Here is a 16,880-nt window from a genome sequence, read left to right on the forward strand (position 1 = left end):
ACAAGGGGGATGAGGGGGATGGGGGGGATTATGAGGCAAACTCTCCTGCCCGCTGCCCCTCTGCGGTCTATTTGTATCAACTTTTAAGTGAAACGGTATTAAGCTAGATCGTAGTTGCTTGAATCGGAATTGTAATTACAAACTCTGTACCCTGACCGATATTTGAGTTTACTTCCAGGGTTCCGAAGTGTTTGTCAACGACGATGGAGTGAGCGATCGCCAATCCTAGTCCGGTTCCTTTTCCTACTTCTTTGGTGGTAAATGAATGCTTAAAAATCCTGTTTTTTACTTCATCTGTCATCCCAATTCCCGTATCTTCAATTCTGATTATTGCACATTTATGCTGATTTTTAAACTCGGTTTTTATGAGAATTTGATTTAAATTTGTCTTGATATTTGGAGTATTCTGGCTTTGATTTAACTCATCTAAAGCATCGATTGCATTAGCTAGCAAATTCATAAATACCTGATTTAGTTGTCCGGGATAACATTCAATTTGAGGTAAATCGCCGTATTCTTTGATGATGGCGATCGCCGGACGAGTATCATTACTTTGTAGGCGATGTTTGAGAATAAGAATGGTGCTGTTAATGCCTTCGTGAATGTTGAATAAAACAGGGCGATCGTTATCAGTTCGCGAGAAGTTGCGGAGACTAATGCTAATATCGAGTATTCGATGAATACCTGTTTGCATCGATTCGATTAGTTTCGGCAAATCTTCGCGTAAATAATCGAGGTCGATTTCATCTAGTTTTTCTTGAATTTCAGTAACGGGTTGAGAATAATGTTGTTGATAAAGACCGAGCAAGTGTAACATGTCTTTGATATATTCCTCAGCATGAGAGAGATTGCCACTAATAAAACCAACAGGATTATTAATTTCATGTGCCACCCCAGCAATAAGTTGTCCCAAAGCTGACATTTTTTCATTTTGAATAATTTGAATTTGAGATGCTTGCAACTCTACTGTTTTTTCCGTAACTTGATTTTCAAGACTTTGGGTTAAGCGACGCAATTGTAAATGAGTTTTTACCCGCGCTAAAACTTCTTTTTCCTGAAAAGGTTTAGTAATGTAATCAACTGCACCGATTTCTAATGCTTGAACTTTGCTATCAGCATCAGATAAAGCAGTCATAAAAATAACGGGAATATCACAAGTTTTAGTATTTTTTTTCAGGTGTTGACAAGTTTCAAAACCATTCATTCCCGGCATCATGACATCGAGTAAAATTAAATCGGCAGTTCGGCGTTCAAGTTGTTGCAGAGCGCGTTCACCACTGGTGGCGATCGCCACGTCAAAACCAGCATCACTCAAAGCTTCGGAAATAACATCTAAGTTTGTGGGAGTATCATCGACAATTAAAATTAAACCTGTTAGAGGTGTTTTCATTATTGTTTCTCCCTAAAGGCGATCGCCTGCTAAATACTCCTCAATCAACTGCTCAATATTCTCAGTTTGAAATTGTTTAGCTAGTTGAAGAATTTTCTGAATGAAAGGCTGATAGCGATCGCTTTTTTGTCCTATTTGCTCTGCGGCTTCGGTTAATTTTTTGACTAAACCATCTTGTGCTAGTTCTAGCAATTTTTGTAAATCTTCTTTGGGAGGGGGAATCAGTTCTGTGGTGGATGTAGTCGTCGCTGTTGCTTGATATTTCCAGGTGAGTTTTAAATAATTAGCTAGGAAGTTAAACAACTCCGAAACTTGCACAGGTTTGGGGAGAAAATCATCACCTCCAGCTTCTAAACTCATCCGGCGATCGAGTTGCGCTACTGATGCTGAAGAAACAATCACCTTCAAGTGTTTCAAATCGTCTGTATTGCGTATTTGTTTGAGCATTTCAAATCCATCCATCACAGGCATCGATAAATCTAAAATCACCAAATCTGGCGAATGCTGGCGGATTTTTGCTAAACCATCTTGCCCGTTTTCGGCTTCTGTTAAGATAAAACCGAGCGGTTCGAGTAAATTGACAATTACACCTCGATTTTCCCAGCGATCGTCTACCACTAAAATGTGGTGCTGTGTTCCTTCATAGCCGATGATGTTGCCGACTGTTGAGGTCTGTTGTTGGCTCCAGTCTGTTGCCAATGGTAATGCCACCTCGAAGGAGAAATCGCTGCCCACACCAGGTTGGCTCTTCACCTGAATTTGCCCACCCATTAACTGGACAATTTGCTGGCTAATGGCTAATCCTAATCCTGTGCCTTCGGTTTTGCGGTTATGTTCACCGACTTGTTCAAATGCCTGGAAGAGTTTGTGGATATTTTCTGGGGCAATTCCCACTCCGGTATCTGCCACCACAAAGCAAAATTGTGCGGTTTGATCGCAATCAACCGCGACTCGTTCAACTGCTAAGGTGACACTGCCGCGATCGGTAAATTTAATGGCGTTACCGAGTAGGTTAATCAAAACCTGACGCAGACGTTTTTCATCGGCAGCAATGCCCACGGGTAAATCAGCATCTGGTTCGTACTGGAAATTGATGCCTTTTTCCTCTGCCCGAATGCGACAGATTTCGACAACACCTTGCAAGAAAGACGGGAAGTGGATGGCTTGGGGTGCAAGCTCTAGTTTACGGGCTTCGATTTTGGAGAGATCGAGAACATCGTTGATTAGGGTTAAAAGGTGAGAGCCGCACTGGTGAATGATGTTGACTCCGTGGCGTTCTTTGTCGGGTAAAGCTTTGGAGCGTTCGAGGATTTGGGCATAGCCAAGGATGCCGTTGAGGGGGGTGCGAAGTTCGTGGCTCATGTTGGCGAGGAATTCGCTTTTTGCTTGGTTGGCATTATCGGCAACAAGTTTCGCTTCTTTCAGTTCTGCGGTGCGTTCCTCAACACGGGTTTCCAATTCGATAAAGGAGGTTTTGAGTTGACCTGCCATCTGATTAAAGTAATCTGCCAGCGATTCTAATTCATGGATGCCTTGCACCTGAACTGTTTGATCGAGGTGACCGCAGCTAATTAACTGACTGGCTTCTTGGAGTTGCAAAATCGGTTTGGTAATCCAGCCAGAGGTGAAAACGCCGAGGATCGTTGCCACACCCAGCGCACCCAGACACAGCACAACAGTAGTGCGGCTGTTGGCATTGATTTGTGCCATAAAGTCAGATTCAGGCACGGCAACAACTACGAGCCAATCTAGCCCCCACTCATCTTTCCAGGGTGTAACTTGTAGGAACTGACGTTGACCGTCAAGCATAAACTCAAGGGTTTGACTTTGTTGAATTTGGTTGAGATTACTAAACTGCTTAGTTAGGTGTTGGGTCGTTGCGCGAATTAGAGCATCCTGGCTATTAGATGCATTGAGCCGCGTTGCCTTGCCATCAACAAGCTTGTAAGGCTGTTCAGCAGCAGAACTAGCAATGATGAGTCCGGTGCGTTCCAAAATGAAGGTTTTCCCGGAGGGACTCACCTTCAACTCTCTCAGAAAGTCGCTGATCTGACTCAACCGTTGGTCAACGCCAATCACTCCGATTAATTTTTTGTTTTGGTCATAAACCGGACGGTTGGCAGAAATGGACAGAGTATAGGGGGGAGATTGCCATTGATACACCTTCCATAACGGCTGTCCTGCGCGGACGGGTTCTGTGTACCAACCTTCTTCTTTGGCAATGTAGCGTCCGTTGTTGATCGCAAGTGTGGTGCGTTCTCCCTGACTGTTGGTGTTATAAATATACCAGTTGAAGTTGCCGTTGCGCTGCCTTGAAACTTCATCCACCGTGACCCGACCATCTTCAAAGAAACGCCCAGCACCCGCAAAATCTCCTGTGCTGTAGGCAAAGCCAATGTAGCCAATGTTATGTAGTTTTAATTGTTTCCAGAAAAATTGACCTAATGCTGCTGGGTATTGCAGGTTAAGTAATTTTAGATCAATGGCATCTCCGTTTGTTTGGGCAAGGTTACGAGCAGTATCCAGTTGAGTTTCGAGATGCTGATCGATGCGTAAGCTCACTTCGCTGCGTAAGCGAGTTGCCAAATTATTAATTGCCTGCTGCCCATTCCGAAACGACAGATAGCCGGTTAATCCCACCGCTGCAAAAATTTGCAGCACAAAGGGGACGATGAGGAGCGATCGCAGGGAAAGTTTGCCATTGGCTTTCTGAGTGGGTTGATGTGCCGTTGCTTGGTGGAGTGGTCCAGAGGCAGTCATAAGCGCGCTCTTTGTTACCAGATTGTTCTGCTTAGTATGCCCATATATTTCAGAGCGATACTCATTGACCCAGATTCGTCCCTGGTCACGGTCGGTCTGTGGGGTTACATAGCAGAAGAGAAACAAAAACGTCGATACGAAGCTGTATTTGTAGCCAAACTTAACGATTGTGTTCGCTCCGGTTTTTGTCCCTCTGGTAGAGATTCGCTTAGTTGACAATTTGAAAATATTCTCAAAGATTCAGATCCCCGACTTCGTAAAAGTTGCCCTGGGATCTTGTTTGCAGCGCGTTTGATACAAAAGACTACTTTAGATAGATGGCAAGGTGGACGCAACGATTAACTGCATAACTTGATGTTAATTACACCTATTAAATAAAAGACAGAAAATAAAGCTTGCAAACGTTGATATATTCATCTTCCATTCAATAGAAGTTTTTGAGGTTTAAATGACAAATCTACAAGAATCTAGCGAAGCCAATGTAGCTAGTACAACTCCGCAAGATTTAAATCGCATCACAGGTAGCCTAGCAATTAGTCAAAATCAAGATGGTAGATTAGAAGCTTTTGTAATTGATACTGATGATAATATTCATCATGCTTGGCAAAATACACCGAATGGTGAAGATTGGAGTGATTGGCAAAGTCTTTCAAATCAAACTGCTAAAAGTCTGACAGTAGCTCACAATCAAGATGGCAGACTAGAAGTTTTTACAATTGGTAACGATAAAAAAGTTTACCATGCTCGGCAAACCACAGCTAATGGCAAAGATTGGAGTCCATTAAAAAGCCTTTCTGGTGGAATTGCGAAAAGTTTAGCAGTAGCTGCAAATAAAGATGGTAGACTTCAAGTCGTGGCGATCGGTACTGATGATAAGGTTTATTATGCTTGCCAAACTAAACCCAACGGTGAAGAATGGAGTAAATGGGACGGTCTTTCTCGTGGCATTGCTGATAACCTAACATTAGTTCCCAATCAAGATGGCAGACTAGAAGTTTTTGCAATTGGTACTGATAATCAGGTCTATCATGCTTGGCAAACCACACTCAATAGTAACGACTGGAGTAAATGGGACAGTCTTGCTGATGGAACTGCTAAAAGTGTGACAGTAGCTGCAAACCAAGACGGCAGATTAGAAGTTTTTGCAATTGGTACTGACGATCAGGCATATCATATTTGGCAAACCACAATCAATAGTAACGATTGGAGTAAATGGGACAATCTTTCTCGTGGAGTTGCTAAAACTTTGGCAGTAGCTCAAAATCCAGATGGTAGATTAGAAGCTTTTGCAATTAGGACTGATAAAAAAGCATATCGAGTTGCACAAACAGAACCTAATGGTAAATGGGGGAAATGGCAAGATTTTACTGATGAGATTAGTAAGAATTTAAAAGTCAGTCAAAATCAGGATGGCAGATTGACAATATTTGGAGTCGGTTCAGGTCAAAAATTACATCAGGCTTGGCAAACCAAACTTAATGGTAAAGACTGGAGTAAATGGGTGTTAAAAAATATTTTTGTGAGAGAAGAAGATAAGTAAGTTACAAAAAGGATGAATGGGAAAGTGACAAAATTTTATCGTTCATCCTTAATTTATCCTTTTTGATTTTGTTAAGATTATTTGCGGATTACTGGTAATCGGTACTGTAGTGAAGGAAATTAACGATTGAACACTTTCAGTAATCTAATAAATATATGAATTCACAGCAGTTAGAGCCAGCAGTTTATAGCGCGATCGCAGACTTTGAAAAATCCAATGTACCTGGTGTTTGGGCAACTTTAGATAAAAACCAAGTACTTGCGGACATGCGATCGCGTGTTGCCGATCCTTTTCTAGTCAACCAAGGTGGACAACCATTTTGTGGACCTGCGTCCATTTTGTTTGAACTCATTCGCAAACAACCACTGCGTTATGTGCAAATTTGCCGCAGCATATTTGAAACTGGTGGTTTTCAAGGACAGACCACACGCATTAAAGCATCTCAAACACTTGTTAAAAGTAGAGGGAGACTGCGCTTAAGTCAAGCCGATTGGATGGTTTTAGCAACATTAAGAGAAGCAGAAAACTTGATTTTTAACATTGAATTAGAATCACCTGATGTCATCCGGAATTTGTCGGGGATGACGAAATCTTGGGAGATGAAAGGCTGGACGCGAGAAGTATTAGGTTATCGTCAAGTTAAGTATATACATACATATATATTTGGAGAATACGAGGCTTTAAATGAAGCTTCGGCTGTCATTGATTCTGGTGGTGTAGCCTTTGCTTTAATTACTGCTTCAGGTTTGCTAGGTGGTAAAAAGCCTTTTTTACCTTACCCCAATCACTGGATTACGATATTAGGAAATATTTCGTTTCAAGGTGGTTCCTGGTTTGAAGAAGAAAGCGGACGGGTCAGCTTAGATATTTACTCTTGGGCAAAAAAATTTCACATCGACCTTGATGAAAGACCTTTTGAGGATTATTTCTGGGGAGTTGTTATGGGTTCGATGTGATTGGGGGACAAGGGAGAAACCCCAAGAGACCTAGCAGTGCTACGTCACAATAATTGTTTTCCACGACGTTTGTCTAATAGACATCTGTTGGAAATTAATTATGCGTTAACCAGAATCCTTGTAGAGACGCGAAATTTCGCGTCTCTACATTGTTTTCTGGAGATGTCTAATGGATATCCAAGCATCGGTGGCTATGTCTGCAATCGAATAGTCACCGCAGATAAATTCTTTGTCTGCTAATTGTTTATTTAACACGCTGTCAAGTCGTAGAGTTTCTTTTTCATAGCGTGCGATCGCATAGGGAATCTTTAAAAAGCGTAAACCGTTTAAAATGGTTCATTTGCCCAGACATTGATTCTACTCCAACTTCCTCCAACATAACCGAAGCCTTGCGTCCGTTGGGTGTGGTGAAGGTCTAAAGGTCAATCATGAGGTTATAGGAGTGGTATTTGTCATCTTCGAGGCTAATGTAACTCAAAATTTAAGTTTCTTTCTTTGAAACTTTTTATACTTACCATAAATAAGATTCTGGTATAAAAAGCAACTTTAAATTGAAACATACAGAAAAATCGTCTGAACTATACCAAAAGATAAAATTATTTCCTAGGAGAAAAAACACATATAATCTTTAAAAAGAACACTTAAGTATTTTTTCTTAGTAAAAATCCTGATAAACATCTGTGCTTTTAAATAAGAGCGTGCAAAAATAAACTCGTAGATAGATTAGATACAGCCACAGGATATACACGACTATAAAATTAGCAAACAAATCAAGTTTTGCTAACACAATTTTTGGTGCAAATATTTGCATCGTTTTAGCATTTCGTCGTTTATATCAACTGCTAAATAGAAGGCAGAAAGCAAAACTTTGCTTATATATGCTTTCTATAAAATTGGCATTTTACGTTTAACTGTTTCTACTTATATTCGCGAAAAATTGGGAAAATATATGAGCGATCGCTTGAGTATTAAACAAGGCAAATTTCAACTTTCAACAAGAGCAAAAATTATGTTGTTTGCTGTGTTTGTCGCTGTACTACCGACTTCTGGCTTTTGTACAGCTTCGCTAATACTCTCACTTTCTTACCTAGATTCAACATCTACTAGCGTGAACCACCCGACATCGATTCCTTGGCTGACTGAGAAATACCAATGTCAGCATACCCATAGAATTTGGCGTGATGACAAATGTTGGGATTATGAACATAATCCGATGTTTTGATAATACTTAATTGAAGTTTTCGCTTTTGTGAGCATCCAATGTGCTTCGTTTATCCATAGCTTGAGCACGTTGGGCTGCATATATACCGATTCCCACATTCATGAGGTACAGAATATTGAATTAACCGCTTCGGAAGACAGATAAACAAACATATGGACGCAGATAAATTTTTACCTCAGCAGACTAGGAGACGCTATAAAGCATATAAAGTTATAATTTTGGTTGCTGAAGACCGGGTATTTTGACGGACATGATATTAAACATTTATGAGCACAGATATTTCCGAAATATAGATATTTTCTGATAAAACAATATTAAATTAATTTTTAGTATTGTAATCAATTATTTAATAATATAGATGTTTCATCAAAATAAGATGCACCCAAATAATTCTTATTTAGACAGTTTGGCGCCAATGTATTGGTGCTTCAACATTATCAGGCAGACGAGTTGTGCGATCGCCTAATGCTCCTATAATCTGCTGTGGGTCTAAATTTTTCACACCTGTCAAAATTGCTCCTTCTAATTTGACATCGCAAAGACTTGCTCCATAAAGGTTGGCTCCCATCAAGTTTGCCTCACAAAGGTTAGCTTCATGAAGGATTGCTCTTTGCAAGTTGGCTCCCATCAAATTTGCTCTATACAAATCAACTTCTATCAAACTTGCTCCAGACAGATTAGCAAATAATACCTCTGTTTGTTGTAGTTTGGCTGCATTCAAATTTGCGTTACTAAGATTGGCTCCATTCAAGTTTGCTTGTTGCAAGTTTGCTCCAATCAAACCAGTACCCTGCAAGTTAGCTTTCCCAAACTTGCATGATTGCAAGTTGGCTAAAAATAGCTTTGCACCAGAGAGGTTGGCAAGTTTTAAAGTTGCTTGTTGCAAGTTGGCTTTATAAAGGTTGGCATCGGTAAGATCTGCCGCACGCAAACTTGCACCAGAGAGGTTAGCTCCACGCAAATTTGCTCCACAAAGCTTAACTTTATTGAGATTAGCTCCGTTCATGTTTGCCGCACTCAGGTTGCATGATTGCAAGTTGGCTTCATACAAAATGGAGCCACACAGTTGAGCTTTATCCAGGTCTGCACGGCACAGATCGGCTGATCGCAAGTCTGCACCACAAAGGTCAGATCCACTCAAGTCTGCCCCGGCAAAATCTACTCCACGCAGGTCTGCACGTCTGATGTGAATATTACGTAAATCAATTTTCTGATTTACCGGGTCTTTTTGTGAATTGCGTCTACCTATGACTGTTAAAGCCACTTGAATATCTGTAGGAACGGGGGGTGATTCTTCCATCCAGCTTAGGTCGTCGGGATGTTCGTGACGTGTGACATGGGTGTGCCTGCCAAAACGAGGTTCAGAATCTTCTTGAGTTTGTTGTCGTTGTTTCACCTGTATCGGAGCATTCTCACGCACAAAAGCTGAGAGAATTTCCATGATTGTCCAGTGTTCTTTGGGAAAATCTTGAGCAACTCGTTCTAAAGCGTAAATTGCCCCTGTCCGGGTTGACACTTTGTCATGTCCAAGCTGTTCAATCGCTGCCATAAAACGTTCAGCAATTAACCTGTCTTCATTGAGTTTGTTATTTTTAATGCCGAGTTCGATGTTTCTTTGGGCTGCGATCGCACTTTTTTCTAAAGCTTCTGTACGCTTTGCTGCATAATAAACATTAATCATTCCTGCTAGCCCTAAAAAAACTATTGCAGAAGTTGTTAATGTTTGATTTCTATTCTCTATTTCTTGCTGCGTTGACACTTTCTCATGATGAGAAAATGCCAATAAAATTAGAGTCAATGATAAAGTAAATATAACCGATATGGCTATCAACCAATTCAAAAGCGTGTCTGTCTTATTAGCAGACATAGCAGAAGTATTCCTCACATTTTAGAATTTTTACGGTGATTCTTGGCAAAAGAGTATAGCATTTATCTCAAAATTGCAATATGCGCCCCAAAGCTCAATTAATCTTACTTTTACGATTGCGCTCATAGTATTGAATGCAACATGTGTTTCAATACTATGAGCGTAGATCCCTTACAAACGTAGAAAACTCACGAAAAATCAGTTGATTTAATCTGCTGAAAATTTAGATATTTAGCTTCTTGGATGTCTGTTTAATACAGGTTAGCATCCCGAAAGTTTGCCTCATCCAGTTTCGCACCACTGAGATTTGTATCATGCAAATTAGCTAGAAACAAATTAGCTCGATGCAAATTGGCTTGATCCAAATTTGCCCCGCAGAGGTTGGCTGCATTGAGAATTGCCCCTGCTAAGTTAGCCCCACTCAGGTTTGCTTCAGCCAGATTAGATGCACTTAGGATTGTACCACTTAAGTTAGCACTTTTGAGATTTGCCCCTGCCAGGTTAACCTGATATAGATTCGCTCCTGCTAAGTTAGCACCATTAAAGTTTACCCCCCGCATATCCGTATAGCTCAAATCAAGTAGCTGATTTTCGGGATCTTTTTTGACATCTCTCCTCGCAATCACCGTTAGAGCTGCTTGAATATCTGTGCGAATTTTCGTTTTGAAGTTGTTTTTTGATTTCTCTTGGGGTGTGTAAGGAGCATTATTTCGCACAAAAATCGTGAGCATTTCCATGATTTCCCAGTGTTGTTGTGGATTCTTCTTGGCGACTTGCTCTAAATCATAAATTACATCCAAACTGGTTTTGATGTTTTTACTTCCCAGTTGTTTCATTGATTGCCATTCCTCATCCTTAATTTGAGCAACTTATGTTGATTTTGTGCGATTCTGTTTTCCTTGACAAGCTTCTAAAGGAGGAATTCCAGTATTAGGCTCTTCTTAGTATAACCTTAGCTTTGTGCTGTTTAATACGTATTATTATTTACTGTCAATACACTCAATCTTTTTCTAGTAGTTTTTCATAATTTCTATATACTATAGCAATCGGTGGAGGAGTTATGAAAATTATTGTTTCAACTAACCTTACTAGGCACAGAGGACACACAGAGAAGAATAAACAGAGGTTTTCATGAATGATTAGACCTCTCCGGAAAAGAATGTAGAGACGCGATACCCAAGCGTCTCTACAAGGGTTTTGGGTAACGCATCGTTCATTTTCGGAGATGTCTATTTAGGACTGCTATAAGCAATCCTAGATCCCACGTTAACATTCGCGGTGTTCAGATTCGGTGGCTTCTTAAAGAAATTGGGAATATAAGTTTTCATGATTTAAGACTGGTATATTTTTTCAGGAAAAATTAAGTTTTATTATTTACATAAATAATAATTACAGTCTAGAAAATAGAAGCTAATGACTAGGAAAAGAGATTTTGAGAAAATTTCTCTCTAATTTTGAATTCCCCCGCATGGATTTACCAAATGCAACAAAATACACAATCAATTGTAAAAGACTTAGTGCTGATTGGTGGCGGTCATAGCCATGCGATCGCACTTTTGATGTTTGGGATGAAACCGTTAACAGGAGTACGGTTAACCTTGATTACCGAAGCTTCAGATACACCCTACTCTGGAATGCTACCCGGACACATTGCCGGATTTTACAACCATGATGAATGTCACATCGATTTGCAACGTTTAGCTCAATTCGCTCAAGCACAATTATACATCGACAAAGCAGTCGGACTTGACTTAAAAAATAATAAAGTTTTTTGTGCTAACCGTCCACCTGTCACTTTTGATGTGCTGTCAATTGATATTGGCAGCACTCCCGCTACGCTATCTGTATTAGGTGCAGAATATGCAATTCCGGCTAAACCTGTAGCACAACTATTAGAACATTGGTATCAGTTACTTGAGGATGTCGCTGAAAATCCAGATAAATTAATGAGGATTGGAATAGTAGGCGGTGGCGCTGGTGGTGTAGAATTGGCGCTATCAATGCAAGCTAATTTACTGAATATTAAAAAGCGGGAAAAGAATTTTCCTCAGTTGGAAATTGATTTATTTCAGCGTGACGCGGAATTGATGCCTAATTATCATCCATCGGTGCGGCGTCTAGTTACACAACTTTTGATTAAGCGGGGGATGGAACTGCATTTGAGGGAAAATGTGTGTCAAGTTGCACCTAATAACTTTACTTCTATATTTGATGAGCGAGCAGAAAGAGGTGAATTAAATGTTATATGTGAATCTGGGTTGAAAGTGAAATGCGATCGCTTGTTTTGGGTAACTCAAGCATCAGCACCACATTGGTTAAAAACAACAGAATTGGCAACCGATGAGCAAGGCTTTATTTTAGTTGATGACACATTGCGATCGCTAACACATCCCCACGTATTTGCTACTGGTGATATTGCCACAATGATAAATCATCCGCGTCCGAAAGCTGGTGTATTTGCAGTTAGGCAAGGTAAACCTTTATTTGAGAACTTGCAGCGAATTTTAGATGGAAAATCACCACTAACTTACAAACCACAGAAACAATATTTAAGTTTAATTGGTACTGGGGATAAACGTGCGATCGCTACACGAGGTTTTTTCACTTTGCCACCGCATAAATTATTGTGGCATCTCAAAGACTCGATTGATCGCCGATTTATGCAACGCTTCAGCGAGAAACTAGGGACTGGGCATTAAGAATAATTTGCAGTTGGTAGAGACGTTCCGACGGAACGTCTTTACGAAAAATTATGGATTTCAGACCTTGTTCTTCTAGACATTTTATTTGACCACTTTAATGCGCTTAGGAGTAACAAAATTGATAGAAGGGAAACTAATCTCTATTTCACTTTTTACAGGAGCTTTTGGTTTAGACCTTGGCATATAACAGGCAGGATTTCATACTGTAAGTGTGGTAGAAAATGATTCTGATGCCACAAAAACAATAGCTCTTAATCGACCACACCTCAAAGAAATTGCTGTACCAAGGGATATAACGAAAGTAGAAGCTCAAGAGTTACTGTGCGAGGGAGGACGTATTTTAGATATTGGCAGGACGATACTTCCTGGGGAAGTAGATTTAATAATTGGTGGTCCACCTTGTCAACCTTTTAGTACAGCAGGGTTACGTGGTTCAGTGATAGACCCTCGCGGCAGTTTGTTTATGGACTTTATCCGCATAGTTAGAGAAATTCAGCCACGTTTTTTTGTTATGGAAAATGTGAGAGGACTGCTATCTGCTCCTATCCGACATAGACCGATAGACATGCGTAAAGGACAACCCTTAGAATTAGATGAAATGCGTGGTGCTGCTCTTTCGGTTGTGTTGGCTGAAATGAAAGCGCTTGGATACAACGTAGTTTACAACCTTTTAGAAGCAGCCGATTATGGTGTTCCACAAAATAGACAGCGCGTCATATTTATTGGTTCTAGAGATAATGAAGCTTTCACATTTCCTGTAGCTACTCATAGCGAAGATGGCATCAATTTACCGAAATGGCGTACTCTTAGAGATGCCATATTCGAGTTAGTTGACTTGCAGCCACAGTTTATTCCTTATTCTGAAAACCGTCTGAAGTATCTTAGACTTTTAAAATCAGGGCAAAATTGGAAATATTTACCTGAAGAATTAAAACGTGAAGCTATGGGAGGAGCGTACAATTCAGGAGGAGGTAAAGTTGGTTTTTACAGACGTTTGTCTTGGGATAAACCCTCTCCTACTGTAACTACAAGTCCACATCAAAAAGCTACAGATATGTGTCATCCACAAGAATTGCGTCCTCTAACTATACGAGAATCTGCTGTTCTTCAAACTTTTCCTGACGAGTGGGTTTTCTCTGGTTCAGTAAGTTCTAAATATAAACAAATCGGTAATGCAGTACCAGTTTTACTTGCGAAAGCAATAGGTGATTATATTTACAATTTGATTCAGGGAAATAAACCACAGGGCAAAGAAATGGTTGAACAATTGTCACTGTTTACTCATTCTTAACTTCTCCCTCACATTCTGCTTTGAACTCATCTATACTTTCAGGAAACTCACCATTCTTAACTTTTTTTGTAAAAACTTTATAACAATCTTTTTTATCCCCTTCCTTTCGGGGAAAGCCTAGCCAAAGAATAATAATAATTTTTTGTTCTTTAAATGCTCTAAAGAATAATCTATATCTTTCAGGTAGTCCCATTTTTTTAAGACGACCATATTTTTGCAAAGGTTTTTGTAAAATAAAGTGGGAATTAAAAGGATCTTGAGGAATTTTTTCTTTAATACCAATATTTAATGCCTTTAATAATTTGACATCTGAATGTGTAAGAAATTCTTCTTTAGATAAATCATTTTTTAAACTTCTCACTCTATTACGTAATTCTACCCATTGATCGTTAAACAATGGGTAGAAAAAAATTTGCCATTCATTACAACTGAATAAAGCCATTAATCGAGAATTACGTCTGCTAGTAAATCATCCATTTCATCACTCATTTCCTTGGTGTAAGGAACAAGCTTAGAAGGATTATTCACAGCATCCTTCATCAAAAAGTCAAGAAAAAGGCTCATCATCATACTTTCAGTTTCATCAGTGTCGTCAACATTATCGGTTTCTAACCGAACTAAAAACGTGTTTTCAGACAATACTTCAATGTATCCTGAAGCATTGGCTAAATGGGGGTAGTCTTTAGAGAATACACGAGGTAAGCGAAACCCATCTTGATTTCCTACCTTTGCATGAGTGATGGGATAACTTTTTCGAGCCATTGAGGTAAATTATTACTGTTATAACATTTGTTATAACATAAAATAAAATAAAAATAAAGACAGGTATTTTACCTGTCCTAATTAAGTGATGAATTAGTAGAGAATTTAGAAATTCATCTCAGCAGCTTGAACTTTCTCAACCTGCTTTTTCTTCAGCACTAACAAAACTTGAGCTAACATCACCAAAGCGATGAATGCGATTAAGCCTTTAATTCTGCCAGCATCTTGCAGAACAATTTCGGCATCATCTTGACCAAATCCACCGACGTTGGGGTTACTGGTCAAAGCGTCACCAGACTTCACTACTTGTCCTTGGGAAACAAGCAATTCGGGTCCAACGGGAACCTTATCTGTAACTGTTTCACCAGTCTCAGATTGGATGTTTATCAGGTATTTGACGTTACCGTCTTCATCTTCCTCTTTGCCAATTTCGGTAATTGTGCCACTAGCGGAAGCGTTGTAAGCGGTGTTGTTGCTCTTTTCACCAGTGGGGTAAACTTGTCCACGTCCACGATTACCACCTACGTGAACTTGATATTTACCAAACCTGATATTTTTGTCGGTTGCGGGGTTGGGAGAAAGAACTGGGAAAACGATTTCTTGATACTGTTCACCGGGTAGTGGTCCGATGATGATGACGTTTTCTTTGTCTTCTGAGTAGGGTTGGTAGACTAAATCTTCAATTTCTTCTTTCATGTCCTCAGGGATGCGATCCTCAGGAGCAATCTTGAAGCCTTCTGGTAACATCAGTACAGCACCAACATTTAAGCCAGTTTTGGAACCATCAGCACCCACTTGCTGCACGCTGGTGTCGTAAGGAATTTTTACTACCGCTTTAAAGACGGTATCAGGTAATATCGATTGGGGAATTTCTACTTCCGTCACTTTTGCCGCTAGGTGACAGTTAGCGCAAACAATGCGTCCTGTTGCTTCACGGGGGGTTTCGGGATAGGTTTCCTGTGCCCAAAATGGATAAGCAGCTGCTGATTGGGGAAGAATTAGATCGCTGGTGAAGAACAATGTCACAGTAGCGATCGCTATAAGCAATGTTTTTACCATCGCTTTAGCACTGCGAGTCAACCTCGCTGGTCTAAAGGCATTTCTCATCTCAATAAGGACAAAAATTCTAGAAACGAAGGTCAAATAAATTGAGTAATAAGTTATGAGCTATGTATTTCTAACTCCTAACTCCTAACTCCTAACTCCTAACTAATTAAGCCCACCAAGCTTCTTCACCTGTGCGGAAGTCGGTTTCAGTCCAGGGAGTCAACACAATTGTGTCGTTATCTACTTTGGTATGAGCTAAAGGCAAAGACTTCGGTGCAGGACCTCGCACAACCTTACCAGTAGGATCATACTGGGAACCGTGACAAGGACACTTAAATTTGTTTTCAGCAACGTTCCAGGGAACAACACAACCTAAGTGAGTGCAGATCGCGTTAATGCCGTAATCAGCGATCGCCTCTTTGCTTTCTACCACAATATAGGTCGGGTCTCCTTTAAGTCCTTGAACTAAAGTGCGATCGCCGACATTATGGCTTTCTAAAAATTTAGCTACACTGACGTTGTTACCCAACTCGTCTTTTCCTATTGTCCCACCACCAGCACCGCTAGCAGAAACGGGAATGAAAAACTTGACTACGGGATACAATGCTCCCAGAGCTACTCCGGTAACAGTCCCGAAAGTGAGCAGATTCATGAATTGACGGCGCCCCATATCGGGGACGTCTGCTGATTCTGAAAATTGAGCCATAATCTCCGCGCTATGATTCTCTATTTTGTTAAGAATATTGACAAAAGTTACCATAATGTTAGTTGCTCTTGTCAGCATCGAAATGAATTGCGCTCCCAACGATGCCATACTTTTCTCTTCAAAGATATTTCTAGCATCTTTTGGTAGACATTACATTTCTTTATAGTCTTATCATACTGGAGTTACGGAACTTAACATCATAACTAAATGTAAAATCTAATTGAAAAAAGCTATGACCGGAATTGAATTACGTCAAATGTTGCTTGATAAGTGGGGACGCTCATACGATGTGCAGTTACGACGGACTCAGGGTAAGATATTTGTGCAAGTAATGTGGAAATATCTTGAGCAAGTATCTTTTCCCTTAAGTGAAGCAGACTACCAAGAGCATCTCAATACTGTCGCCACCTACCTTGATGCCTTTGGTGGTACAATTCAAGTGCAAACATTTATTACTCAAACTCGCGAACGTCCGCGACTTGGTAAAGCAGTTAGCATTCCTTTAGATTTAGGTGAACGTGCTTCCGAATGGTTGATTGATTAGTTTATCATTTAGATAACAAACATAACAATTCAAAATTCAATAAATTTTCATGCGAGGATTTAAACCTTGACTGAAGCGGAGACTACGTGTAGA

General features: G+C 40.1%; 13 protein-coding genes and 1 pseudogene. 6 read left to right on the top strand and 8 right to left on the bottom strand.

What is annotated here, in order from left to right:
* Positions 1-103 precede the first annotated feature (103 nt).
* On the bottom strand, positions 104-1,390 hold the full coding sequence (locus tag OGM63_RS28610) for a sensor histidine kinase (RefSeq protein ID WP_263749134.1): 1,287 nt from the start codon (positions 1,388-1,390) through the stop codon (positions 104-106).
* A gap of 12 nt (positions 1,391-1,402) precedes the next feature.
* Complete coding sequence (locus tag OGM63_RS28615; RefSeq protein ID WP_263749135.1) at positions 1,403-4,150, bottom strand: ATP-binding protein; 2,748 nt, start codon at positions 4,148-4,150, stop codon at positions 1,403-1,405.
* A 448-nt stretch (positions 4,151-4,598) separates the two neighbouring features.
* Between OGM63_RS28615 and OGM63_RS28620 the strand changes: the two genes are divergently transcribed.
* From OGM63_RS28620 to OGM63_RS28630, 3 genes are all read left to right on the top strand, one after another.
* Positions 4,599-5,690 (top strand): PLL family lectin, encoded by a 1,092-nt coding sequence (locus OGM63_RS28620; protein ID WP_263749136.1) that lies wholly within the window; start codon positions 4,599-4,601, stop codon positions 5,688-5,690.
* A 155-nt stretch (positions 5,691-5,845) separates the two neighbouring features.
* Entirely contained in the window at positions 5,846-6,646 is an 801-nt protein-coding gene (locus tag OGM63_RS28625; RefSeq protein WP_263749137.1) for a hypothetical protein, read from the top strand.
* An 868-nt stretch (positions 6,647-7,514) separates the two neighbouring features.
* Positions 7,515-7,868 carry a hypothetical protein gene (locus OGM63_RS28630; protein ID WP_263749138.1) on the top strand — a complete coding sequence of 118 codons (354 nt, stop codon included), beginning with the start codon at positions 7,515-7,517 and terminating at the stop codon, positions 7,866-7,868.
* Between the two features lie 397 nt (positions 7,869-8,265).
* On the opposite strand, the gene OGM63_RS28635 is transcribed toward OGM63_RS28630, so the two are convergent.
* Complete coding sequence (locus tag OGM63_RS28635) at positions 8,266-9,735, bottom strand: pentapeptide repeat-containing protein (RefSeq protein WP_263749139.1); 1,470 nt, start codon at positions 9,733-9,735, stop codon at positions 8,266-8,268.
* 251 nt (positions 9,736-9,986) lie between these two features.
* Positions 9,987-10,571 carry a pentapeptide repeat-containing protein gene (locus tag OGM63_RS28640; RefSeq protein WP_263749140.1) on the bottom strand — a complete coding sequence of 195 codons (585 nt, stop codon included), beginning with the start codon at positions 10,569-10,571 and terminating at the stop codon, positions 9,987-9,989.
* A 645-nt stretch (positions 10,572-11,216) separates the two neighbouring features.
* Here OGM63_RS28640 and OGM63_RS28645 point away from each other — a divergent pair.
* Positions 11,217-12,434: a slr1591 family oxidoreductase gene (locus OGM63_RS28645; RefSeq protein WP_263749141.1), complete on the top strand. Its 1,218-nt coding sequence runs from the start codon at positions 11,217-11,219 to the stop codon at positions 12,432-12,434.
* A 202-nt stretch (positions 12,435-12,636) separates the two neighbouring features.
* Positions 12,637-13,728 (top strand): annotated as a pseudogene (locus OGM63_RS28650) (DNA cytosine methyltransferase); the annotation flags it as partial.
* Here the strand turns inward: OGM63_RS28650 and OGM63_RS28655 are convergent.
* The 4 genes from OGM63_RS28655 to petC all read right to left on the bottom strand — a co-directional run bounded on the left by OGM63_RS28655 (position 13,715) and on the right by petC (position 16,243).
* Entirely contained in the window at positions 13,715-14,170 is a 456-nt protein-coding gene (locus OGM63_RS28655) for a type II toxin-antitoxin system YhaV family toxin (RefSeq protein ID WP_263749142.1), read from the bottom strand. The pseudogene OGM63_RS28650 and the gene OGM63_RS28655 overlap by 14 nt on opposite strands.
* Entirely contained in the window at positions 14,170-14,490 is a 321-nt protein-coding gene (locus OGM63_RS28660) for an AbrB/MazE/SpoVT family DNA-binding domain-containing protein (protein WP_263749143.1), read from the bottom strand. The genes OGM63_RS28655 and OGM63_RS28660 overlap by 1 nt, the downstream gene beginning before the upstream one ends.
* 105 nt (positions 14,491-14,595) lie before the next feature.
* Positions 14,596-15,597 (bottom strand): cytochrome f, encoded by a 1,002-nt coding sequence (petA, locus tag OGM63_RS28665; RefSeq protein ID WP_263749144.1) that lies wholly within the window; start codon positions 15,595-15,597, stop codon positions 14,596-14,598.
* 106 nt (positions 15,598-15,703) lie between these two features.
* Positions 15,704-16,243 carry a cytochrome b6-f complex iron-sulfur subunit gene (petC, locus tag OGM63_RS28670; RefSeq protein WP_263749145.1) on the bottom strand — a complete coding sequence of 180 codons (540 nt, stop codon included), beginning with the start codon at positions 16,241-16,243 and terminating at the stop codon, positions 15,704-15,706.
* A gap of 232 nt (positions 16,244-16,475) precedes the next feature.
* On the opposite strand from petC, the gene OGM63_RS28675 reads away from it, so the two are divergent.
* Positions 16,476-16,787, top strand: coding sequence for a DUF3067 family protein (locus tag OGM63_RS28675; protein ID WP_263749147.1), 312 nt, complete (start codon positions 16,476-16,478; stop codon positions 16,785-16,787).
* Positions 16,788-16,880: the final 93 nt, after the last annotated feature.

The organism is Plectonema radiosum NIES-515, from assembly GCF_025753815.1.
Classification (GTDB): domain Bacteria; phylum Cyanobacteriota; class Cyanobacteriia; order Cyanobacteriales; family Nostocaceae; genus Hassallia; species Hassallia radiosum_A.